The sequence below is a fragment of the Acrocarpospora sp. B8E8 genome, assembly GCF_039871605.1.
Classification (GTDB): Bacteria; Actinomycetota; Actinomycetes; order Streptosporangiales; family Streptosporangiaceae; genus Acrocarpospora; species Acrocarpospora macrocephala.
Window position 1 is genome coordinate 51,526 of record NZ_JBDPLV010000029.1, and the last position, 21,744, is coordinate 73,269.

At 67.8% G+C, this 21,744-nt stretch carries 18 protein-coding genes; 9 read left to right on the forward strand and 9 right to left on the reverse strand.

Annotated elements, in window-relative coordinates; translation table 11 throughout:
* Positions 1-46 precede the first annotated feature (46 nt).
* Positions 47-2,572, forward strand: a complete 2,526-nt coding sequence (gene fxsT, locus ABGB08_RS26510; protein ID WP_347594818.1) for an FxSxx-COOH system tetratricopeptide repeat protein — start codon at positions 47-49, stop codon at positions 2,570-2,572.
* Here fxsT and ABGB08_RS26515 read toward each other — a convergent pair.
* From ABGB08_RS26515 to ABGB08_RS26530, 4 genes are all read right to left on the reverse strand, one after another.
* A complete protein-coding gene (locus ABGB08_RS26515; RefSeq protein WP_347594820.1) occupies positions 2,561-3,838 on the reverse strand; it encodes an HEXXH motif domain-containing protein in 1,278 nt (425 codons plus the stop codon). The two genes, fxsT and ABGB08_RS26515, sit on opposite strands and share 12 nt — an antisense overlap.
* Positions 3,835-5,115, reverse strand: a complete 1,281-nt coding sequence (locus ABGB08_RS26520; protein WP_347594822.1) for an FxsB family cyclophane-forming radical SAM/SPASM peptide maturase — start codon at positions 5,113-5,115, stop codon at positions 3,835-3,837. Before ABGB08_RS26520 ends, ABGB08_RS26515 begins: the two co-directional genes overlap by 4 nt.
* 151 nt (positions 5,116-5,266) lie before the next feature.
* Positions 5,267-6,973 carry a ThuA domain-containing protein gene (locus ABGB08_RS26525; protein ID WP_347594824.1) on the reverse strand — a complete coding sequence of 569 codons (1,707 nt, stop codon included), beginning with the start codon at positions 6,971-6,973 and terminating at the stop codon, positions 5,267-5,269.
* A 20-nt stretch (positions 6,974-6,993) separates the two neighbouring features.
* Entirely contained in the window at positions 6,994-9,804 is a 2,811-nt protein-coding gene (locus ABGB08_RS26530; protein WP_347594826.1) for a carbohydrate-binding protein, read from the reverse strand.
* Between the two features lie 256 nt (positions 9,805-10,060).
* On the opposite strand from ABGB08_RS26530, the gene ABGB08_RS26535 reads away from it, so the two are divergent.
* Positions 10,061-11,305, forward strand: coding sequence for an ROK family protein (locus tag ABGB08_RS26535; protein ID WP_347594828.1), 1,245 nt, complete (start codon positions 10,061-10,063; stop codon positions 11,303-11,305).
* 20 nt (positions 11,306-11,325) lie between these two features.
* On the opposite strand, the gene ABGB08_RS26540 is transcribed toward ABGB08_RS26535, so the two are convergent.
* Positions 11,326-12,264: an SAM-dependent methyltransferase gene (locus ABGB08_RS26540; RefSeq protein ID WP_347594830.1), complete on the reverse strand. Its 939-nt coding sequence runs from the start codon at positions 12,262-12,264 to the stop codon at positions 11,326-11,328.
* Between the two features lie 174 nt (positions 12,265-12,438).
* On the opposite strand from ABGB08_RS26540, the gene ABGB08_RS26545 reads away from it, so the two are divergent.
* The 7 genes from ABGB08_RS26545 to add are packed head-to-tail and all read left to right on the forward strand — an operon-like array spanning position 12,439 to position 19,634.
* Entirely contained in the window at positions 12,439-13,239 is an 801-nt protein-coding gene (locus tag ABGB08_RS26545) for a GntR family transcriptional regulator (protein WP_347594832.1), read from the forward strand.
* Between the two features lie 15 nt (positions 13,240-13,254).
* Complete coding sequence (locus ABGB08_RS26550; RefSeq protein ID WP_347594834.1) at positions 13,255-14,316, forward strand: BMP family ABC transporter substrate-binding protein; 1,062 nt, start codon at positions 13,255-13,257, stop codon at positions 14,314-14,316.
* Positions 14,313-15,866, forward strand: coding sequence for an ABC transporter ATP-binding protein (locus tag ABGB08_RS26555; RefSeq protein WP_347594836.1), 1,554 nt, complete (start codon positions 14,313-14,315; stop codon positions 15,864-15,866). Before ABGB08_RS26550 ends, ABGB08_RS26555 begins: the two co-directional genes overlap by 4 nt.
* Entirely contained in the window at positions 15,863-16,933 is a 1,071-nt protein-coding gene (locus ABGB08_RS26560) for an ABC transporter permease (protein WP_347594838.1), read from the forward strand. The genes ABGB08_RS26555 and ABGB08_RS26560 overlap by 4 nt, the downstream gene beginning before the upstream one ends.
* Positions 16,930-17,865, forward strand: a complete 936-nt coding sequence (locus tag ABGB08_RS26565) for an ABC transporter permease (RefSeq protein ID WP_347594840.1) — start codon at positions 16,930-16,932, stop codon at positions 17,863-17,865. Before ABGB08_RS26560 ends, ABGB08_RS26565 begins: the two co-directional genes overlap by 4 nt.
* Before the next feature lie 21 nt (positions 17,866-17,886).
* A complete protein-coding gene (locus ABGB08_RS26570) occupies positions 17,887-18,657 on the forward strand; it encodes a nucleoside phosphorylase (RefSeq protein ID WP_347594842.1) in 771 nt (256 codons plus the stop codon).
* Between the two features lie 2 nt (positions 18,658-18,659).
* A complete protein-coding gene (gene add, locus ABGB08_RS26575) occupies positions 18,660-19,634 on the forward strand; it encodes an adenosine deaminase (protein ID WP_347594844.1) in 975 nt (324 codons plus the stop codon).
* 237 nt (positions 19,635-19,871) lie between these two features.
* Here add and ABGB08_RS26580 read toward each other — a convergent pair whose 3' ends face one another.
* The 4 genes from ABGB08_RS26580 to ABGB08_RS26595 all read right to left on the reverse strand — a co-directional run bounded on the left by ABGB08_RS26580 (position 19,872) and on the right by ABGB08_RS26595 (position 21,379).
* On the reverse strand, positions 19,872-20,276 hold the full coding sequence (locus tag ABGB08_RS26580) for a hypothetical protein (RefSeq protein ID WP_347594846.1): 405 nt from the start codon (positions 20,274-20,276) through the stop codon (positions 19,872-19,874).
* Positions 20,277-20,371: 95 nt separating this feature from the next.
* On the reverse strand, positions 20,372-20,698 hold the full coding sequence (locus ABGB08_RS26585; RefSeq protein WP_347594848.1) for a DUF1048 domain-containing protein: 327 nt from the start codon (positions 20,696-20,698) through the stop codon (positions 20,372-20,374).
* A 1-nt stretch (position 20,699) separates the two neighbouring features.
* Positions 20,700-21,056, reverse strand: a complete 357-nt coding sequence (locus ABGB08_RS26590) for a DUF1048 domain-containing protein (RefSeq protein ID WP_347594850.1) — start codon at positions 21,054-21,056, stop codon at positions 20,700-20,702.
* Positions 21,053-21,379: a PadR family transcriptional regulator gene (locus ABGB08_RS26595; protein ID WP_155361815.1), complete on the reverse strand. Its 327-nt coding sequence runs from the start codon at positions 21,377-21,379 to the stop codon at positions 21,053-21,055. Before ABGB08_RS26595 ends, ABGB08_RS26590 begins: the two co-directional genes overlap by 4 nt.
* Between the last annotated feature and the right edge of the window lie 365 nt (positions 21,380-21,744).

The following is a 21,744-nucleotide window of genomic DNA, read 5'->3' on the forward strand; positions in this document are numbered from 1 at the left end:
GCCAGACGCGAAGCAAGTCGTTTCTCCCGGAAGCCGGAGGTCTGTGGTGGTCGAGTCCTCCTCACTGGCGGTTCATTCACCTTCGAACAAACAACCGGAGATCTTCGAGCGAGTTCCTCAACGGAACAGGAACTTCACCGGTCGAGAAAGCCTGCTGCACCAGCTCCGGGAGGGCATGCGCTCGGTGACCGCCGTCATCCCGCTGCCGCAGGCCCTCCAGGGCTACGGCGGCGTCGGAAAGACCCACCTTGCCATCGAGTACGCCCACCGCTACGGCTCCCACTACGACCTGGTCTGGTGGATCCCCGCGGACCAGTACTATCTGGTTCCCTCGGCGCTGGCGGCAATGGCTCCCTATCTCGGACTGGCGCCCGCCTCGATCGTGGGTGTGGAGGAGGCGGCCGAATCCGTGCGCAGGGCGTTGCAGAAGGGTGAACCGTACAACAACTGGTTGCTGATCTTCGACAACGCCGAGGACTCCCGCATCGAACGCTTCATTCCGCGCGGTCCCGGCCACGTGATCATCACCTCCCGCAATCCGAACTGGGACGACCAGTTCCGCTCCCTTGCGGTGGACGTTTTCACCCGTGAAGAGAGCGTCGAATTCCTGCGGAAAAGGCTGGGTTCCCGAATCACCCGCGATGAGGCCGACCAGCTGGCCGACAAACTCGGCGACCTGCCGCTGGCCCTGGAACAGGTCGGCGCTCTGCAACGGCGTGGCACGATGTCGGTCGACCAGTACATCGAACTGCTGGAGAAGGAGACGAGCCGGCTGCTCGACATCGAACGACCTAAGGATTATCCGCTGACCATGACAGCGGCCTGGCGGGTCTCGGTGTCGCTGCTGGAGGACCGGCTCGCGGTCGCGTTGGACCTGCTGCGGTGCTGTGCCTTCTTCGGGCCGGAACCCATTCCGCTCGACGTGTTTCGCCGCGGGAACAAGGCCAACGCCCCGAGCCTGGCGAAGATCCTGCCCGACCCGATCATGCTCGACAAAACGGTGAAGGAACTCAGCCGTTACGCATTGATCCGCAGCGACCCCGAGAGCCGCACCATTCAGGTGCACCGGCTGATCCAGGCCCTGCTCCGAAACGATCTCGACGAGAAAAGACAGGGCGAACTCCGCAGGGAGGTTCACCTGCTGCTCGCCGGAAGCGCTCCGAAAGCTGCGGACGACAACTCCAAATGGCGCGACTTCGCCGATCTCGTCCCGCACGTCGGCCCTTCCGAAGTCGTCGGTTCGGCCGATCCCGAGGTCCGCGAATTCGCCCTCAACGTGGTGCGCTATCTCTACGCCTCAGCCAACTACAAATCGGCGCTCGAACTAATCGAAAGGTTCATCGACGAGTGGAGCAAGCCGGAAGAGAACCACCCCGACGTGCTGCGGGCCCGTCGTCACCAGGCGAACATTTTGCGCCGCATGGGCGAGTACGACAAGGTCTATGAGCTCGACCGTGACACTTGGGAGAAGGTGCGCGCGCAGTTCGGCCCGGAGCACCAGGAGACGCTGATCGCGACGAACGGTCTCGGCGGCAGCCTGCGCGCCCGCGGCGAGTTCCGGGCCGCCCTCGAATTGGACGAGGAGTTGGTCCGTACGCACGAGCGCCTGCTCGGCGAGGACAGCGTGCTGACCCTGCGGGCGAAGAACAGTCTGGCCCTTGATTATGCGCTGAACAGCCAATACGGGCTGGCCAGGAGACTCCACACCGAGGTCTATCTGGCCCAGAGCGAGGCGACCAGCCCCACTGGTTTCGAGATCGTGCTGTTGTCGTGGAACAGCATGGCTCGGTCCGTCAGATTGACCAGTGACTTGGAGGAGGCCTGCGACACCGGCGAGGCGGCGTTGGCGTTCGGGGTGCAGAAGCTGAGCAAGGACCACTGGGCCACCCTGATCACCGCCAAGGACCTTTCGATCGCGTATAGACGCGCGGGGGCGCTGGACGAGGCACTGGCGAGCGCTCATGACACGCACACTAGGCTGGCCCGGCTCTTCGGCGCGACGCACCCCGACACGGTCGCGGCGGCGGTAAACGTGTCGAACGTCCTGCGGGTCCGCGGCGAACTGGCCGACGCCTTCGAACTGGCCGCCGATATGACCCGCACCTACCCGTTGGTGTTCGGTAACGACCACCCCTTCACGCTGGCCTGCCAGTCGAACCTGGCGATCCTGCACCGGCTGCTGGGCAATCCCGAGCTGGCCCGTACGGTCAACGAGGGCAGCCGCCGGGGCCTGATCAACCGGCTGGGCCCGACCCACCACTACGTGTTGTCGTGCTCGGTGAACCTCCAGAGCGACCTAGCCGCGCTGGGTGAGTTCGAACAGGCCAGACAGCTCGGCGAGCAGACGTACGCGCAGCTCGCCGACCAGTTCGGACACGACCATTTCCTGACCATGTCGTGCGCGGCGAACCTGGCTCTCGACCGGGCGGCGGTGGGCGCACCGGACGCGGAGGAACTGCGCCTGGACACGGCGGAGCGGTACCGGGAACGGCTCGACCTCGGCCAGCCCGACGCGGTCACGGCCGCGTCGGGCACGCGCATCGACTGCGACTTCGACCCGCTACCGATCTGAGCGCCCGTTCCGGGCCAGCCATGCGGCCTTGTGGTCGGCTGCAGCCCGCTCAGCGGCAGCCAGCGCCTCATCGTCGAGGGGTTCGGCCAGCACGTCGCCCAACCGGGTCCGCATGCCCTCGACGAAGTTCATCCCCACATGGTTGAGCAACTGCTCGTCTTCGAGGGTGTCCAGCACCCGCCGGACCCCCTCCCGCCACCGCGCGAGTTCGACGCGTCCCCGCAGGCCTTCTCGCGGGTGCTGGCGCTGCCAGAACTCGCTGACGCCGAGGTAGGCGTAGGCACCCTGCAGGAGACCGTGGGCGGGGCGGGGATCGGGACGCCAGGGGGCGTAGTAGGAATCGGTGCGCTCGTAACGTACGAGGGGGACGAAATGCATGAGGGCGTCCAGTTTGGCGTGCTGGATTTCGTGGGCGAGCGTCTCGGCCAGCCACGTCGCCGACCCCCGGGGCACGGACATGGCGATCGCGCCGAACGTCTCCCGGGCCGACGCGCTGCTGACCCCCTCGGGCGGCGCCGCGATCGGAGTGATCGCACGCACCATCGCGACGATCTCCTCGGCCACCGCGGGGTGGGTCTCCCGTAACACGCTCCATGCCTGCGGGAGCAGGTCCCGCCAGGCGGGGAGGCCGGCCGGGTCGATCCTCGGCGTGACGCGGCCGGGTTCCGGCCATCGGTACGGGTCAAGATCGTCCAGGACGATCTCGAAGCCGTCGCCGACCCGGATGCGGTGCAGTATCTGCCAGCCGGGCCCGTCGGCCCCGAGGTCCACGTCGATGCGCCGGCCATGGGCCCGCAGGCGGCGGCCCTCGGCCTCGAGCTCGATCTCGGCCGAGGCAGTTCCCAGAGACAACCGGCCCAGGCTCGGCACCATCAGGCGGCCCTCGTCGTCCAGCGGCACGTGCACCCGGCAGGCCCCGCCGGAGGCGATGGCCGCGGCGAGGGTGACCGCGCCCAGCCGGGAAGGACGCTCCGGACCGCGTGCGCGCAGCGAGAGGAAGGTCCGCCAGGCCCAAGCGCTGACCGCCGGATGGTGCAGCACCTGGCCGACGGCGGCGGGCGCGGCCGCCTCCAGTTCCAGGAGGGCCGTGTACGCCGCGCTCGCCGGACCCGCATCGGGATGGTCCGCCGCGTCCGCCTCCTCGACGACGCCTCTGAGCAGGGCGACCCGGTGGCGGAGCTGGAGTCCGTTCAGTTCCGCGGCGGCCTCGGCGTTGGCCGGCTCCTCGGCCAGCGCGCGGAAGGTCTTGTCGGAGACCCTACTCATACGCGTCCCTTCAGTCGGACGGTGTCGCGGGCGTGCCGATCGCTGATGTACGAGATGAGCCGATAAAGGTCAGGGCAGTACACCGAAGGGCTGCGGAACCCGGTCGACGGCCGGAAGCGGTGCGCGTAGAGACCTCCGCCGCAGACCCGCAGCAGTTCGCAGGCGTGACACTCCGGAGCGAGGGCACGCTCGCCGATCTGGCGGGCGATGACGGCCGGGTGTCTCAGGGCCTCATCGAAGGCGTCGGTCAGGACGTGCAGCCCGGTGGCCGACGCTCCCTGGTACGCGGATTTGAGGATGTCCGATTGTTCGATGGCGCCCCCGGTCTCCACTACCACCATTAATGCCGGCGACAGGCCGACGGATTCGCTCCGCGAGGCGCCTCCGGAAAGCAGCCGGGTGATCTCATGGAACAGCCGGATCTCCGTACGGAACCTCGGGGCGTCCCGCCACTCGTCGAAAACGCGGATGAGCCAATCGGCATAAGGCGTCGCCGTGGAATCGGGATCCCGCCACGGGGGCGGCGCCGACCAGTTGCCGTGCGGAAGCAGGAAATCGACGCTCGGCGGATCGAATTCGAGCAATGCGCGATAGGTCCGTACGGGATCGTTTCGCAGGTCGATGGTGCACAGGATCCCTGCGAAAATCTGGTGAAAGGGCCCGTCGAGCAGGCGTAACGCGCGGGCGACCCGTTCGTGGCTGCCCCGGCCCCCGGCGAACACGCGGGTTCTGTCATGCGCCTCGGCGTATCCGTCCAGGCTGACCCCGACCCGTATCCCCAGGTCACTGAAGATCCGCAGGAACGTCTCATCGAGCCGGACGGCGTTGGTCTGCATGCTGACCCTGACCCGCGTGCCCACCTCCGCGCAGGCCGACCGGATCGTCCGCACGATGAATTCCAGCGATTCCGCCCCCGCCAGCAACGGTTCACCGCCGTGCAGGATGACGTCCACGTCGCTCAGCCGGTGGGTGCGGGCGTGTTCGGCGATGCGGTATGCGGTATGCGCCACGATAGCAGGGGACATCTGGCGTGGCTGGTTTCGCCAGCCCTGGTCGGCCATTTCATAGACGTAGCAGTTAGGGCAGGCGAGATCGCATCGGCTGTGCACCTTGAGGATGAACTGCCGAAAGGCGGAAGGCCGCCATCCCGAGGCCAGCAGTTCCGCGACGTCGAGGTTTGCCGGAAAGACGTTTTCGGACGGCGGCTTCGTGGGTTCTTGGTTGTTCGACAACCCGCCTCCCCTTTTTCGCCAACCCCATTTCGCCCTATTTTGCACAGATAGTCAATGTTCGGACGTCTTGGCGTACCAGAATGGCGAGCGAACGCGAGCTCGATGGCGTTCTCACCGCCGCTCGCGTTCTCCCGCTAACCGTTCATGATCTCGGGGGATGTATCCACAATGAGGCCACCGTGGCCGGCCTTGGTGCTCAGCTGCCGTAGACCTCGAAGGTGAACAGCGAGTACCCCCAGGGTGTGGCGCGTGTGGTGCCGTAGATGCGCACGTATCTGGTGGAGTTGTTGAGTCCGGTGTTGTTGTCCTCGCCGCCGTTGCCGCCGGTGACGGATCGGGCTGTTGTCCAGGTTGTGCCGTTGGGTGATGTCTGGATCTGGTACGCCGAGCCGTAGGCGGCTTCCCAGACCAGTCGTACGCGGGTGATGGTGTAGGTGGCGCCTAGGTCGACCTGGATCCACTGGGGGTCGGAGAAGGCGCTGGACCATCGGGTGGTCGTGGAGGCGTCCACTGCGGCCGAGGCCGGGTAGGCGCCCGATTCCACGCTCGACGCGGTCGCGGGCTTGTTCAGGGCCAGATTCGTCCCGGTCGGGGGCTGCGTGCCGAGCTCCTTGATCCGGATATTGCGGAACGCGACCTGGTCGGCGCCGCTGTGGTTCTGGATGCCGACGTACCCGTCCAGGTTGCGGCTCGGATTGGTGTTGGTGAAGTCGTTGATCAGCGAACCGTTGAGGTACACGCGAATGCGCTGGCCTTCGACGAGAATCTCGTAGGTGTTCCACTCCCCGGGCGGGTTGAGCGCGGCGTCACGTGCCGCGATGTCGGCGGACTTGAACGTGTAGATCGAGCCCGTGGTCCGGTCGGGCGTGTCGCTGGCGTCGATCTGGATCTCGTAGCCCTGGTTCACCGCGACGTTCGGGTCGCCGCCCGGGTTGGGGAAACCGACGAAGATGCCGGAATTGCTGTCCCCGGTGAGCTTCCAGTCCGCCTTCAGCGAGTACGAGGTGTACTGCTTGGCGCTGTTCCAGAACAGGCCCATGCCGCCGACGGAGGTCAGCGTGGCGTCGGAGTTGGTGAAGCTGCCCGGCCCGGACTGCGACCAGCCTGTCGTGGAGCCGTTGTAGAGGGTGGTGTACCCGGTCTCGGGCCTGCAGTCGGCCTTGGCCCGCTTGGCCGCGTACCGGATGCCGCCGAGCAGTTGGCTGCGGAAGTTGGCCTCACCGTAGGACGCCTGGGTGTGCCCGAAACCGGTGTAGAACGACCGTCCGCTGTCGATGGTCTTGCACCAGGTGATCGGGTGGTCGGCGCCCATCGACCCGCCGGAATACGAGGATTCGTCCAGGGTCGCCAGGACGCGAGCCGTACCGCGGGGGTTGGTCTGGTAGTTGTACAGCTCGTCGGTGCGGGTCCAGGTCTGCGGCAGGTGCCACGTGGCCGGGTGGGCTCGGTTCTCGGTCTTCGAGTTGACCTGCTGGATCGCCGGATGACTGGCGAACCAGGCCCCGGCGAGCTGACCGTAGAACGGCCAGGCGTACTCGGTGTCGGCGGCGGCGTGGACGCCCACGTAGCCGCCGCCACCGCGGATGTAGGACTCGAACGCGGTCTGCTGGGCCGCGTTGAGCACGTCACCGGTGGTGCTGAGGAAGACGACCGCCTCGTACTGCGCGAGGTTGGCCGTGGTGAACGCGTTCGCGTCCTCGGTCGCGGTGACGGTGAAACTGTTGGCGGCGCCGAGATCCCGGATCGCCTGGATGCCGTTCGGGATCGAGTCGTGCCGGAAGCCGGCGGTCTTGGAGAAGACGAGCACGTCGTAGGGCGCGTCAGCGGCCGCGGCCGGTGTCGCGTAGAGCGTGGCGGCGGCGAGGGCGATGACGGCGCCCACACCGGTCAAGACTTTGCGCATGAATCCTCCAGTTGCTGGCGTCAGCTGCCGTAGACCTCGAAGGTGAACAGCGAGTACCCCCAGGCGGTGCCGCGTGTGGTGCCGTAGATGCGCACGTATCTGGTGGAGTTGTTGAGTCCGGTGTTGTTGTCCTCGCCGCCGTTGCCGCCGGTGACGGATCGGGCTGTTGTCCAGGTTGTGCCGTTGGGTGATGTCTGGATCTGGTACGCCGAGCCGTAGGCGGCTTCCCAGACCAGTCGTACGCGGGTGATGGTGTAGGTGGCGCCTAGGTCGACCTGGATCCACTGGGGGTCGGAGAAGGCGCTGGACCATCGGGTGGTCGTGGAGGCGTCCACCGCGGCCGAGGCCGGGTAGGCGCCCGATTCCACGCTCGACGCGGTCGCGGGCTTGTTCAGGGCCAGATTCGTCCCGGTCGGCGGCTGCGTGCCGCTGTTGAACGTGAAGGAGTCGATGTCGAACAGCGACCCCGCGCCACCGGTGAACACCAGGAACAGGTTGACCGTCCCGGTCGGCGGTGACACGGTGCCGGTGACGTTGACCCAGTTCTCCCAGCCACCGGTGGGCGCGACCGTGGCGGTGCCGACCACGGGCCCGGTCGCCGAACCGCTCCGAATGGTCAGCGTCCCGCCGGTGCCCGCCGACGCGACCCGGGCCGTGAACGAGGTGACCCCGGCCAGGTTGTACGGCGTGAACGAGATCCAGTCCCCGTTCTCGACGTTCCCGATCGCCCTGCCACCGTTGGCCGACGCCTTGGTCACGATGGTCACGCCCTGCTGTGCGCTGTAGTGCTCGGCCTGGCGGGTCCGCGGTTGCGCGACGACCTGCGTCGCGTGGACGGACGTGGTCGAGCCGACCGGGGTGTACTCGGCGTCGAAGACGCCGAAGACGTTCGCGCTGGCGTCATGCTCACCGTCCACCGTGGTCTGGATGGTGCCGGAGCATCCCGTCGCGCTGGTCAGCGCGTGGCCGTGACTGTCGTGGCCGAGGACGTAGGTGAGCTTCACCCGGCTGCAGTCGATCGTCGGGGAGTTCGGATCGCTGACGGTGATCTGGTACGGGATCGCGTCACCGAAGTTGAACACCCGCCCGTTGACCGGCTGAGTGAGGGTGACCGTGGCCTGACCGACGTTGACGACGACGCTGGCCGTGGCTTGGAGACCGGTGCTGTCGGTCACCGTCAGAGTCGCAGTGAACTGGCCGTTGCCCGCGTAGGTGAACGACGGGTTGGCCGCGGTCGAATCCGTGCTGGCGTTCGTGGTGAAGTCCCACGCGTACGTGATCGGGTTGCCGTCGGGGTCACTGGTCCCGGCCGAGCTGAACTGCACCGTGAGCGGCGCGTTGCCGCTGGCCGGGGTGGCGCTGGCCCGGGCGATCGGGGCCTGGCCGGTGGTGCCCGAGTTGTACTCGATGCGGTACAGAGCCGAGTTGGCGTCACCGCCGAACCAGCCGGTGCCGTAGTCGAGCACGTACAGCGCGCCGTCCGGCCCGAACTCCATGTCCATCACCTGGGTTCCGGACCAGGGGAAGGCCTCGATCGTGCCGACTCCACCGCTGCCGTTCACCGTGGCCGTCTTGATCCACCGGCGGCCGAACTCGCCCAGGAACACCCTGCCGTCCATCGTCTGCGGGAACTTCACGGACGAGGCGAGCGCGGCGTCGTAGCGGTAGACCACGCCACCCATCGGCGACCAACTGCCGCAGCAGAGGCTGGCGGGGTCCTGCCCGACCCCGTACGGCAGCCAGGCCGCCCGCGAGGCCGGAAGCGCGGTGATGCCGGTGTTTCGCGGCGAGTTGTTCGTCGGACCGCCGGCGCAGTTGTAGGCGCCGGTAGAAGGCCCGGACGGGAACGTGTACTCCACGTACGCCACGTTGAACTGCGAGCAGTACGGCCAGCCGTAGAAGCCGGGCTGGGTGATGCGCTCGAACGAGACCGAGGCGGCCGGGCCCCGGCCGGCGCTGGCGGTGCCCGAGTCAGGCCCGTAGTCACCCAGGTAGACCACGCCGGTCGCCTTGTCGACGCTCATCCGGAACGGGTTGCGGAAGCCCATCGCGTAGATCTCGGGCCGGGTGTTGGCCGTGCCCGGCGCGAACATGTTGCCGGCCGGGATGGTGTAGCCGCCGGTCGCGCCCGGCTTGATCCGCAGGACCTTGCCCCGCAGGTCGTTGCTGTTGCCGGAGGAGCGCTGAGCGTCGAACGCCGGGTTACGGGTCGACCGCTCGTCGATCGGCGTGTAGCCGTCCGAGGCGAACGGGTTGGTGTCGTCGCCGGTCGACAGGTAGAGGTTGCCGGCCGCGTCGAAGTCGATGTCACCGCCGACGTGGCAGCACATGCCACGGGAGGTCGGGACGTCGAGGATCGTGACCGCCGAGGTCGCGCTGATGGTGTGGTCCGCGTTGACCGTGTACCGGGCCAGCCGGTTCACCCCGTTGAACGGGGCGAACTGCGCCGCCGTGCCGTCGGACGGCGCGTCCCCGCCCGGGGTGGTCAGCGGCGGGGCGAAGTAGACGTACACCCATCGGTTCGTGGCGAAGTTCGGGTCGGCCTTGATGCTCTGCAGACCCTCCTCGTCGTGCGTGTACACCGGGATGGTCAGCGCCACCTTGGTGTTGCCGAGCGGGTCGGTGTAGCGGATGGTGCCCTCACGCGAGGTGTGGAGGATGCCCCGGTTGGGCAGCACGGTCAGGCCCATGGGCTCGCCGGTCTCGGCCGCGCCCTTGGCCAGGGTCACCTGGACGTAGCCCGGCGCGGCCTGCGCCGGGGCGGTTAACGGGACGGTGGAGCCGACGGCGGCCATGATCATGGCAGCGCATAAGGCCAGTCTTCGGAACATGATCGGTTGATCTCACTTCCTGCCAAGAGAGTTCAGACAGCGTGTGCGCCGATCACGCCGACGATTAGCGTACTTTTACGTCTTGATCGAAGGCTAAAATGTTACATTCGAAGTGTCTAGATGTTACGTCGAAGTTGACTCGACTTTCGTTCACTGTGACGAAAGTTAGGAGTCGGCGGCGAGAAGTCTTCCCGCAGCGGCAGTAGCTGGAGTACCTTCCACGCGAACCGGACAAGCGCTGCCTGAGGAGTCCCGGGTGAAGACCAACCGGCCGGAGAACCCGCATCAGGCGGCACTACTGCGCCTGCTGCGGGAAGGGCCACGTTCGCGAGCTGAACTGGCGGATATAGCCGCCGAACCCACCACCTCCGCGGGCTCCCCAGTGCTGCCACCCGGAGCCGCGTACCCGCACCCATGGCGAATGTCGCGGTCGAAGCTCAACGGCGAACTCGACCGGCTCGTGACGCTCGGGCTGGTCGAAACCGACGGGCTCGCCGCTTCCCGGGGCGGGCGCCGTTCTGGCCGGGTACGGTTGTCGCGCGCCACCCGCTTCGCCGGGATCGACATCGGGGCCACCTCGGTCGACGTCGCGGTGACGGACGGCGAACTGGGCGTGCTCGGGCACGTCAGCGAGGCGTGCGACATCCGGCTTGGCCCCGCGCACGTGCTGGACCGGGTGCTCGCCCTCGCGGGGAAGCTGCGCGAGCAGGGCCTGTTCACGCAGCTCCACGGCGCCGGGATCGGGGTCCCCGGGCCGGTCAGCTTCGCGGAGGGGATCCCGGTCGCGCCGCCGCTCATGCCGGGGTGGGACCGCTACCCGATGCGCGAGATGATCACCCAGGAGCTCGGCTGCCCGGCGACGCTGGACAACGACGTCAACATCATGGCCCTCGGGGAGTTGCACGCCGGGGTCGCCCGCCAGGTCCACGACTTCCTGCTCGTCAAGATCGGCACCGGTATCGGCTGCGGCATCGTGGTCGACGGCAAGATCTACCGTGGCGTCTCGGGCAGCGCGGGCGACATCGGGCACATCAGTGTCGACGAGTTCGGCCCGGTGTGTGCGTGTGGCAACGCCGGCTGTCTGGAGGCCTACTTCGGCGGCGCCGCCCTGGCCGCCCAGGCGCGGGCCGCGGCACGCTCAGGCGCCTCGCCTTACCTGGCGGAACGTCTGGTGGCGGTCGGGACGCTGTCAGCCGAGGACGTGGCCGCGGCCGCCGCCCAGGGTGACGCCGTGGCGGTCCAGCTCATCAGGGATGGGGGCCGCCGCGTGGGCCAAGTCCTGGCGGGGCTGGTCAGCTTCTTCAACCCGGGGCTCGTGATCATCGCGGGCGGGGTCGCCCGGCTGGGCCACCTGCTACTCGCGGAGATCAGGAGCGTCGTCTACCGCCGGTCACTGCCCCTGGCGACCGGCAATCTGCCCATCGTGCTGTCGGAACTGGAGGACATCGCAGGGGTCGTGGGGGCGGCTCGCCTGATCAGCGACCACGTCTACTCCGCCTGAAAGCACGCCCATCAGGGGCGTTATCGCCTCTCGACCGTCGCGGTGACGAACCCGGCCAGCACCGGATCCTGGTTGAAGGACTGCTGCTCCTCCACGCGCAACCCGCACGATTCCAGGAACCCCGGCACCTCCTCCTGGTCGATGCCGAACCTGAACGGCTCCTTGATCCGGTCGGCTGCCCAGCGCGCATAGGCGGAGTAGGGGTCGTTGCTGCGCAGGATCGCGGTCGTGAAGTAGTCGAAGGCCACCACGCTGCCAGGGGCGGAGATCCTGCGCAGCGTCCGCTCGACGGCCTTGCGATCCAGATACATCGTCACGGACTCCCACAGGAAGTAGGCCGGCCTGCCCGGGTCGAAGCCCGCCTCGAGCAGGTTGTCGAACCAGTCTTCCTCCTCGAAGTTCGCCGGCACGAACGTGACATGTCCCGCCTCCACCCCGGCCTTGGCCAGCGCCTCACGCTTCACCCGCTGGGTCCCCGGGGTATCGATCTCGAAGCACCGCACAACGGCGCCCGGAGGCAGCCGGTAGGACCGCGTGTCGAACCCGGCCCCGAGCACCACCAACTGCTCCACCTCGGGCAGGTGCCGGGCCAGGGCCCGGTCGTGGAAGGTCGTACGCGCCACCGGTTGATGGATCATGGGTGGCTGGCCCTGGTACGGATACCGATAGGGCTTGGGCACGTAGCCGGTCACGGCGTGGGCGATGATCGTCGGCATCGTCCCGTACCGCAGACCGAGCCGGATCGGCGTGGGCAGCACCTTCATCATCCGCACGCATGGCGCGTCCCACCGCTGGCGCAAGTGGTGCAGGATCCATCTCGGATAACACGACGCCAGCACCGTGGCCGAGGACCCGGTCCGCCGCGCCTGCCGGATCAGCGACAGACCCCAGACCGACGAACCGATGACCGCCAGGGGCGAGAGCAGAACCTGGATCAGCCGGAAGACAATCACTCGCATAACGGGCCCCTACCCAGCAATTCGGCACCCGGAGCAACTGTCAAGACCCGTGTTGTGTCCTGAACGCGAAGGTGAAATCGGTGTGGGAGGGGGTTGACAGTAGTAACTGTGTTGGGGAAAACTCCCAGCACATCGAGGATGTCTGACATCATATACCCCCTTTGGAGACCCTCAATGGCCACACGTGCGGGAGCGATTCCGGCGTCGACCTTCGCCCGTCCGCTGCGATATCGCGGCAACCTCCCGCTGCGCGTCGCGGTCTACAGCGAGGTCGCGGGCGCGATCCGCGGCGGCGTGCTCGGCCCGGGGCAGTTGCTGCCGTCGGAGCCCGAGCTGAGCTCCGCCTTCGCAGTCAGCCGCAGCGTGATGCGCGAGGCACTGATCCTGCTGGAAGAGGACGGACTGATCCGCAACCAGCGTGGCATCGGGCGGTTCGTCGTCGACGTGCTCCCTGCCATCGGGTTGGAGCAGCTTCAGCCGATAGAGCGGATGCTCGCCGCTCCCGGCCCGGCCTACTCCGTGCGGCGACGGAAGGCCAACCTCGAGACCAGCACGGACTTCACGCAGCGGGGACTGCACGTGCCCGACGATGCCGTGATCCTCATGTGGGAGAGCCTGATCGTCGATGATGGCGTGCCGCTGGCTCTCGCACAGGAGTGGGTTCAGGGAGAGGACCGCCTAGCCGCGAGCCACCCGGGGCTGAAAGTAGAGCTGGAGGAGCGTCACGCTGATCCTGTCAGCATGCTGGCGGTATTGAGCGACCGGTTCGGGGCCGCTCTGGGACCGGGCTCGTGCGAGGTCTCGGTCAGTACGGCTGGCAGCGAGCGAGCCCATGCCCTCGAAGTGGCGAGTGCCAGCCCCGTCCTCGTCCTTACCCAGCGCGTGCTACTCGACGGCTCGCCCATCTACGTGGCCAAGCACCTCATCGCTCCAGAGGCAGGCCACCTCACCGTCGTCCAGACCTCGTCCCCCTGAACCCCTGGAGTGAGCATGAAAGCTCTGCACCTCGCCGCCCTGCTGGTAGTCCCCGTCATGGTAGTCACCGGGTGTGGCGGTGGCGGCTCGGAAACGGCCACCGGCACCAGCTCCGACGCCGCGATCAAGCCCGGCGTCGTCACCGACATCGGCGGCCTCGGCGACCATGGCTTCAACGATCTTGCCAGTACCGGCCTCAAGGTTGCGGAACAGAAGCTTGGCGCCAAGGGTCGCATCCTGGTCCCGCAGACACCGGCCGACTACGCCAACAACCTCAACCAGCTCTCCCAAGGCGGCTTCCAGCCCGTCTTCGGCATCGGCTTCACCTTCACCGACGCGATCACCGCCGCCGCCAAGCAGTTCCCGAACACGCACTTCGGGATCATCGACTCCGTCGTCGAGGCACCGAACGTCACCTCCCTCGTCTTCCGCGAGGAGGAGGGCTCCTATCTCGCCGGCGTCGTAGCGGGCCTCATGACCCAGGTCAAGACCGACTACGCCAACCCCGCCGACAAGGTGGTCGGCTTCATCGGAGGTCAGGAGTCCCCGCTCATCGAGAAGTTCGGTGCGGGATACAAGCAGGGCGTGCTGTCGGCGTGCCCCGACTGCCAGGTGCTCTACCAGTACGTCGGCACGACGACGCAGGCGTTCAGCGATCCTGGCACCGCCTCGGAGATCGCCAGCAACATGCATTCCAAGGGCGCCGACGTGATCTACCACGCAGCCGGGGCCAGCGGTGACGGCCTGTTCAAGGTGGCCCAGGACCAGAAGTTCTTCGCGATCGGCGTGAACGTCGACCAGGCCCAGACCAATCCGAACGCCCCTGTCCTCACATCGGTGCTCAAGCGGGTCGACACCGCGGTCTCGTCCACGATCGAGGCGCAGACGAACGGCACGTGGAAGGCGGGCGTCCAGTCGTTCGGCCTGTCCAACCAGGGCATCGCGCTCGCACCGTTCGGCAAGTTCGACTCGGTCGTGCCCGAGAGCGTCAAGACGGCCGTCGCCGACGACCAGAAGAAGATCGTCGACGGCTCCCTGAAAGTTGCCACGGCGCTCGCCGAGGTCGGCGGCAAATGATCCCGGAAGATCGGCACGACCGCGCCGCCGCCCTGCGCATGCGGGGCGTCACCAAGACGTTCGGGGCGGTCAAGGCGAACGACGGGATCGACCTCGAGGTGCGCAGCGGTGAGGTCCTCGGTCTGCTGGGAGAGAACGGGGCCGGCAAGTCCACGTTGATGAACATCCTGTACGGCCTGCTGCGGCCGGACTCGGGGACCGTCGAGATCGACGGCACGCCGGTCGACATCGCCGGCCCCGCGTCTGCGCTGGCCCGCGGGATCGGCATGGTCCACCAGCACTTCATGCTCATCCCCGCCTTCACGGTCATGGAGAATTTGGTGCTCGGCGCCGAGCCTGCCCACGCGGGGATACTCGACCGAGCCAGAGGCCGAGCGTCCGTCGTGGAGATCTCCGAGCGGTTCGGCCTCGAGGTGGACCCGGACGCGAAGATCGCGGCGCTCGGCGTCGCCGCCCGCCAGCGTGTGGAGATCCTGCGTGCCCTCTACCGCGGAGCCAGGATCCTCATCCTCGACGAGCCGACGGCCGTGCTGACTCCTGCCGAGAGCGACCGCCTTTTCCAGGTCGTCGGCGGCATGGCCAGGGAGGGCATGTCCGTCATCCTCATTTCGCACAAGCTGCACGAACTGCTGGCGGTAACGGAGCGGATCACGGTAATCCGGGACGGCCGGGTCGTCCGCACTGTGGCCACGGCCGCCACCACCCAAGGTGAGCTCGCGCGCCTGATGGTGGGCAGAGAGACGGAGCTTGAGCTCACGGTGGCGCCCCGGGCTAGATCCGAGTCCCCGATGCTCACGCTGCGGGGAGTGTCCGACCGCGCCGGGCGGGTTCGCGATGTGGATCTGACAGTCCACGGAGGCGAAATCGTCGGCATCGCGGGAATGGACGGCAGCGGCCAGACCGAACTCGCCGAGATGATCTCGGGCGTTCGCCCAGTGGGAGCCGGCTCGATCGCCCTGGCGGGCGCCGACGTCACCCGCGCGGGGGTCCGTGATCGGCTGGAGGCCGGGCTCGGCTACGTGCCGGAGGACCGCAGCAACGAGGGTCTCGTCCTCGACCTGCCCCTGTACGAGAACGCGGTGCTGCGCCGGCACCGGCAGCGCAATGTGCGCGTGCGCGGCCTCCTGTCGCGGCGTGCGATGCGAGCGGTGGCGCGCCGACTGATCGAGGGCAACGACGTCAGGCCGCCGCACGTCGATCAGACCGCCGGATCCCTGTCGGGCGGAAACCAGCAGAAGCTTCTCGTGGGGCGAGAGCTCGCGGATGATCCCCAGGTCCTCGTGGTGAGCCAGCCGACGCGCGGCGTCGACGTCATGGCGGGCCATGCCGTACACCGGCGGTTGCTCGACGCACGCGACCGCGGTCGTGCGGTCCTTCTGATCAGTCTCGACCTCGATGAGATCAAGGCACTCAGCGACCGGATCGTCGTGATGTCCGGCGGCCGGGTCGCCGGGGAACTCGCCCGAGGCGAGGCCGCCGACGAGTCCCTCGGCCTGCTCATGGCCGGAGCCGGAAGCCGTGTGACGACCACCACGAGAGACGGATCGTGACGCCGCCGCGCGCCTCGACGGCACAGGTCCTTCGCGGGCTCGCCGCTCCGGCCGCGGCCGTGGGACTGAGCCTCGTCGTCGGAGCGGTGATCATGGCGCTGTCCGGGGTCTCCCCGGCCGTCGCGTACGTATCCCTTCTCCGCGGGGCCCTGGGGTCTCCCGAGGCCATCGCCCGTACGCTGCAGAACGCCACGCCGCTCATCCTCACCGGCATCGCCGTCGCCGTCGCCTTCCGCGGCGGCCTGTTCAACATCGGTGGAGACGGGCAGTTCGCGGCCGGCGCCACCGCCGCGGCATGGGCCGGCGTCACGCTCAGCCTGCCGCCGGTCATCGGGCCGGTGGCCGTCCTCGCCCTGGGCGGGCTTGCCGGCGGGCTGGTGGGCGCACTCGCCGGCGCGCTGAAGGCCAGGTTCGGAGCCCACGAGGTCGTCACGACGATCATGCTCAACTTCATCGTCGCGGACCTGTCCACGTGGTTGCTGCTGCACCCGCTCTCCGCGCACAGCCAGGTGCCGGGATCGGACTTCGTGCTTCCATCGAATCGGCTACCCATGATCGGCGGCGGCCTCGCCGGCGCGCACGTGGGGCTCGCCGTCGCGCTGGCCGGCGCCGTCGTCGCCTCGGTGGTCCTGTGGCGGACGCCGTACGGAATGGAGTTGCGCGTCTCCGGCCTCGCACCACGAGCGGCCCGTTACATGGGCACATCGCCCACCGCCGCCGCTGCTGCGGCACTGGGCGGTGGCGGGCTCTTCGCCGGACTCGCCGGGGCCGGGGAGGTACTCGGCACCTACGGCCACATGACCGTGCCATTCGTGACCAACCTCGGCTACCTCGGCATCGGTGTGGCGCTGCTCGGCCGCAACCACCCACTCGGGTGCGTCGTCGGCGGGCTCGTCCTCGGCGCACTGTCTTCCGGAGGTCAGCAGATGCAGTTCGATGTGGGAATCTCCGCCCACCTCATCGACGTGCTGGTGGGCGTCGTGCTGCTCTTCGTGACGGTCCAAACTCTGCGCAGAAGGACCGGGCCTTGGCCACGCGCCGCCCGGCTCGCCGCGGGAGGGCGATGATGCTCGACCTGACCGAGCTGATCGCCTCGACACTCCGGTTCGCGGCCCCGCTCATCTTCGCCGCGCTGGGCGGAATCCTCTGCGAGCGCGCAGGAGTCGTCAACATCGGCCTGGAGGGGCTGATGCTCACCGGCGCCTTCTTCGGCGTGCTCGGGTCGTATCTCACCGGGAGCGCCTGGGCCGGGCTGCTGTGCGCGATCGCGGCGGGGACGGCGCTCGCGCTGGTCCACGCGATCATGACGATCCGGTTCGGCGCCGACCAGATCATCTCGGGGACCGCGCTCAACCTGATCGGCCTGGGCGGCACTAGTTATCTCCTCACCCAGGTGTACGGAAATCCGGGCAGCTCGCCCCAGGTGACCGGTTTCGACAGCACGCCGGTGCCGGTTCTGAAGGACATCCCCGTCCTGGGCCCGGCTCTCTTCGCCCAGTCGTGGTTCCTCTGGGCGGCCCTGCTCTGCGCGTTCGCCGTCTGGTGGTTGCTGAATCGCACCGTCACGGGTCTGCGGCTACGGGCCTCCGGCGAGGCGCCCAAGGTTCTGGAGGCGGCCGGCGTGCCGGTGCTCCGGCTGCGCTACGGCGCCGTCGCGGCGTCGGGCGCCCTCTGCGGTGTCGCCGGTGCCTATCTGTCCCTGTGCCTCCTCACCGCCTTCTCGGAGAACATGACGGCAGGCCGCGGATTCATCGCGCTGGCCGCGGTCATCTTCGGCGGCTGGAACCCGCTGCGGAGCACGGTCGCCGGCCTCTTCTTCGGCTTCGCCAGCGCGCTGGTGATCCGGCTGCCGCAGGACATGGTCGACGCGCAGTTCCTCAACATGATCCCCTACATCGCGACGATTCTCGCGTTCGTGGTCTTCGGACGTGGCGTCCGTGGACCGGCCGCCGCAGGCGTGCCGTACCGGCCCGGCACGGGCAGGACGGTCAAGAAATGATCTCTCAGTGAAAGGAAACGAATGAGCACCGAATTGGTGGACAAGTCAGCCGTCGGGGTCACCGGGCCGCAGTACCACGTTGGCGTCGAGACGGGCCAAATCAGCGAGGTCGTCTTGATGCCCGGAGACCCCTTCCGCGTGCAGTTGATCGCCGATCGGCTCGAGGACACGGTGGAGGTGGCGCACCAGCGTGAGTACCGTACGGTGACCGGCACCTACAAGGGCCGGAAGATCACCGCGTGCTCCAGCGGCATGGGCTGTCCTTCGACCGCGATCGGCGTCGAGGAGTTGGCGCGCGCAGGGGCGAAGGTCTTCATCCGCGTGGGCAGCACCGCGGCGCTGCAACCGCACATCAGCGTGGGCGACCTGATCGTCAGTGAGGGGTCGTACCGCAATGACGGTACGACGCCGGCGTACGTGCCGCTCCCTTACCCGGCCGTGCCCGATTTCGAGCTCACGATGATGCTGAGGCAGGTGGCGACGGAGCTCGGCGAGGAGCGCGGCTTCGCCGCCCACGCCGGGCTCAACGCCACCGACGACGCCTTCTACGCGGAGTCGCCCGAGTGGATCGCGAAGCTGTCGTCGATGGGGCTCGCCAATGTCGAGATGGAAAGCTCCGCCATGTTCGTCGTCGCGCGACTGCGCGGTCTGCGCGCCGGCATGGTCTGCGCGGTCTCCGGCAACCTGGTGACGGGCGACGTCGTGTACGGCAAGGCCAACGAACGGCTGCACACGGGCTGGGAGCACAGCATCGATGTGGCCCTCGAGGCCGTCTACCGTCTGGGGCTGTAGCCGTGCTGCTCAACCTGCACACCCATCTGGAAGGATGCCTGCGGCCGGAGACCGCCGCCGATCTGGCGAAAGCGGCAGGACTCCCCGAACCGGACGTCGGCTGGGAGGCCGCCCTGCGGATGCGGGAACGCGCTGACCTCACCGTGTTCCTCGCCCACGTCGCCGCCGCCTATCCCGTGCTTGCGCACCTGGACGGCATCGCCCGCGCGGCCAGGGAGGCGGTCGAGGACGCCGCAGCCGACGGGGCGTCCTTCGTCGAGCTCCGGGTGGGACCCAGCACCCACGCGGGACCCGGCCGGTCGATCTACGAGGTGCTGAACGCAGTGTGCGAAGGCGTCGCCTCGGCGCCGATACCGGCCGGGGTGGTGGCATGCCTGCTCAGGCACGTTCCCGAGCACGTCAACATGGAGGTGGCGAATGCGGCCTGCCAGCTGGCGGGGGTCGGCGTCGTCGGCCTCGATGTGGCCGGTGACGAGCTCCTGTTCCCCGCGCTGGAGCCGTACGTCGCCGCCTTCGCCATGGCTCGCTCGCACGGGCTCGGCGTGACCGCTCACGCGGGTGAGGCCGCACCCGGTCATGCCGTGCGGGAGGCCGTCGACCTGCTCGGCGTCTCGCGAATCGGGCACGGCAGCCGGGCCGCTGACGATTCCCAGCTGCTGGAGTGGGCCGCCGACGAAGGGGTGTGCTTCGAGGTGTGCCCCACATCCAACGTTTTGACGGGTGCGGCGCCCAGTCTGGCGGAGCATCCGATGCACCGCTTCCTGGCCGCCGGATGCAGGGTGGTACTCGGCGACGACGACCCCATCACGACCGGCGTGCGGCTTGCGTCGGAAGTGCGGGCGCTGGTCTCCGAAGGTGGCTTGCCCCCCGCGGCACTGGACGGCATGGCCCGAACGGCGGTCGAGGTCGCGTTCTGCCACGACGGTGTCCGGGCGGAACTGCGCCATGCTCTCGAGGGGATCCGAGCGGAGGACTGATCTCGAGGCGTTGATTCTGGCGGCGGCCGGGCCCGGTCCGGCACCACACAAGGCCTCATCGAGCTGGCGGCAGTTTCTGGCCTCCCAGGCCGCCGGTCTGTTGGCCTGTGACTTCGTGCACGCCGACACCGTGTTCCTCAAGCGGCTGTACATCTTCTTCGTGATGGAGACCCGGCGCGTCGGGTCGAGGGACGCGCTCGGGTTCCGTCGACCGGCCAATTCGACCAGGCTCAGGCGTCAGTTCGTGCGGCGCCTGCGCTGGAAGGGGTCTTGGAGTTCAAGGCCTTCCGTGACATCTCGCAGAAAGGTCTCCATCGGGTTGTGGTGCGCGTTCGGCCGCCCGCCCCGTCGCGACCGATGCAGTGGGAACGGGTTGATGATCGGCCCGGTGCCCGCGTCCTGGTGCAAGTCGTAGAAGGCCCGCAGGACCGTCTCGCTATGCGCACGCACCGACGCCGCGTACCCTCCCTCCACCCACTGTCGCCGCAGCCCTTTCAACCGAACCTTGCTGTTGAGCACGCCAGTGTGGCCGAGGCTGCCTACCGGCAACCTGGAGCCACCGGGAGAAGTCACGAACAGGCGGGAGGTCAAACCGGGTACGACGATGGGGATGTAGCCGTTCCGGTTGATGTGGGCCGACACGTGGGGGCGATACCGGTGACGTCGGCCAGGGTCAGGGGGATGACCGGCTGGACGGCGTGGTTGACGAACTTGCGGTGGAGCTGAGTCGACGGGTGTTACTTCTCGGCCGTGCCCGGTTCCCCTCTGATGGACTCCTGATAGATGTCCGCGTAGGTGCGCGAGTCCTTGACCAGGTCGTCGCAGAAGGCAGCGACGTCGTTGCCGATGAGTTCCAGGACTCCTTTGCCGGCCGCGACGCCCTCCTCGAAGAAATCGACGATCCCGGAGAGCAGGGACCCGTCAAGCAAGTCGATCGGTCCAACCTTGAAGAAGTACCTCTGAATCTCCTTGTAGACGATCTGGTAGTCCGGCGGGAGCGCCTTGACCCGCGCCATGTGCGCCCGCCACTGCTTCTTGCCCTCGATGATGTCTTGGATGCCCACGTCAGCCTCCTAGCCGGCCCAATTTCCTTGCGACGTTCCTGTTCAACTGCTCGCGCCACCGGTCGCGAAAGCTCCGAGCCCCTTCTCCACCGGCCAGCGCCGCGCAGAAACCCTCGATGTCGTCACCCAGCACCTCGTGAATGCTCCGCCCATCGGCCGCTGTCTCTTCGAGCAGTCCCAGAGCACCGTCGAGAATCGGCATCAGGTTTCGACCTGTGAAGTCCGAGTAGGGAGAAAGACGACCCTTGATCTCTTCCCACGCCGCCCGATAGTCGGTCGGCAATGCCTCGGCCCGAACTTCGAACGCCTTCCATTCCCTGGTGAGATCGCTGCCTGTCATGGTCTCCCAGAAGTTCATCTCCCGCCTCCCTTGAGCTTGTCGATCCGTGATGTGATGTACTCCCATTTCGCCCAGAACGTCGCGAGCTTTTCTCGCCCCGCGTCGTTGAGCGCATAGAACTTGCGCGGCGGGCCCAGCCCGGACGGTCGTTTCGTCACCTGGACGAGCCCGTTCTTCTCCAGCCGCAGCAGGATGGTGTAAACCGTCCCCTCGACGACGTCGGCGAAGCCGAGTTCATTCAGCCGACGCGTGATGGCGTACCCGTAGGTCTCCTCGCTGCCGATGATTTCGAGCACGCAGCCCTCAAGCGTGCCCTTCAGCATCTCCGTCAGGTCGTCCATCGTGGGTCCTCTTCCGCCCTCCTGATACTCGGTGCTACCGAGTACCACTATACGGTACCACCGAGTAGTGGACCAGCCTGTCGTGGGACATGGGCGGCAACCAGCTCGTCGCGTACGAGCTTCTCCGCATGTCCAAGGTTCTGTTCGCCGGCCGGTGCATGCAGGGCATCAGCCGCCTGTCGCCCTGTTCTCCTGGGCCTGAGCGGCTAGGGATCCGCGTCCATAACGCATTCGGCTACCAGGGGCCAGGACCCGGGATGCGTCCGTCACGCCGCCGAGGAAACCCTTCAGTGGGACCCGTGGAGACCGAGATCGAGCTGACCGCCCCGCCCCCCGGCAGCCCAAGGCCGCCTACCGTCTGCCGC

Bases quoted from the DNA above. Each gene is read 5' to 3' on its own strand.
- ABGB08_RS26530 (WP_347594826.1), bottom strand. From the start codon at position 9,804: ATGTTCCGAAGACTGGCCTTATGCGCTGCCATGATCATGGCCGCCGTC.
- ABGB08_RS26590 (WP_347594850.1), bottom strand. From the start codon at position 21,056: ATGAACTTCTGGGAGACCATGACAGGCAGCGATCTCACCAGGGAATGG.
- ABGB08_RS26525 (WP_347594824.1), bottom strand. From the start codon at position 6,973: ATGCGCAAAGTCTTGACCGGTGTGGGCGCCGTCATCGCCCTCGCCGCC.
- ABGB08_RS26545 (WP_347594832.1), top strand. From the start codon at position 12,439: ATGGCCACACGTGCGGGAGCGATTCCGGCGTCGACCTTCGCCCGTCCG.
- ABGB08_RS26595 (WP_155361815.1), bottom strand. From the start codon at position 21,379: ATGGACGACCTGACGGAGATGCTGAAGGGCACGCTTGAGGGCTGCGTG.
- ABGB08_RS26565 (WP_347594840.1), top strand. From the start codon at position 16,930: ATGATGCTCGACCTGACCGAGCTGATCGCCTCGACACTCCGGTTCGCG.
- ABGB08_RS26550 (WP_347594834.1), top strand. From the start codon at position 13,255: ATGAAAGCTCTGCACCTCGCCGCCCTGCTGGTAGTCCCCGTCATGGTA.
- ABGB08_RS26515 (WP_347594820.1), bottom strand. From the start codon at position 3,838: ATGAGTAGGGTCTCCGACAAGACCTTCCGCGCGCTGGCCGAGGAGCCG.
- ABGB08_RS26570 (WP_347594842.1), top strand. From the start codon at position 17,887: ATGAGCACCGAATTGGTGGACAAGTCAGCCGTCGGGGTCACCGGGCCG.
- ABGB08_RS26540 (WP_347594830.1), bottom strand. From the start codon at position 12,264: ATGCGAGTGATTGTCTTCCGGCTGATCCAGGTTCTGCTCTCGCCCCTG.
- ABGB08_RS26555 (WP_347594836.1), top strand. From the start codon at position 14,313: ATGATCCCGGAAGATCGGCACGACCGCGCCGCCGCCCTGCGCATGCGG.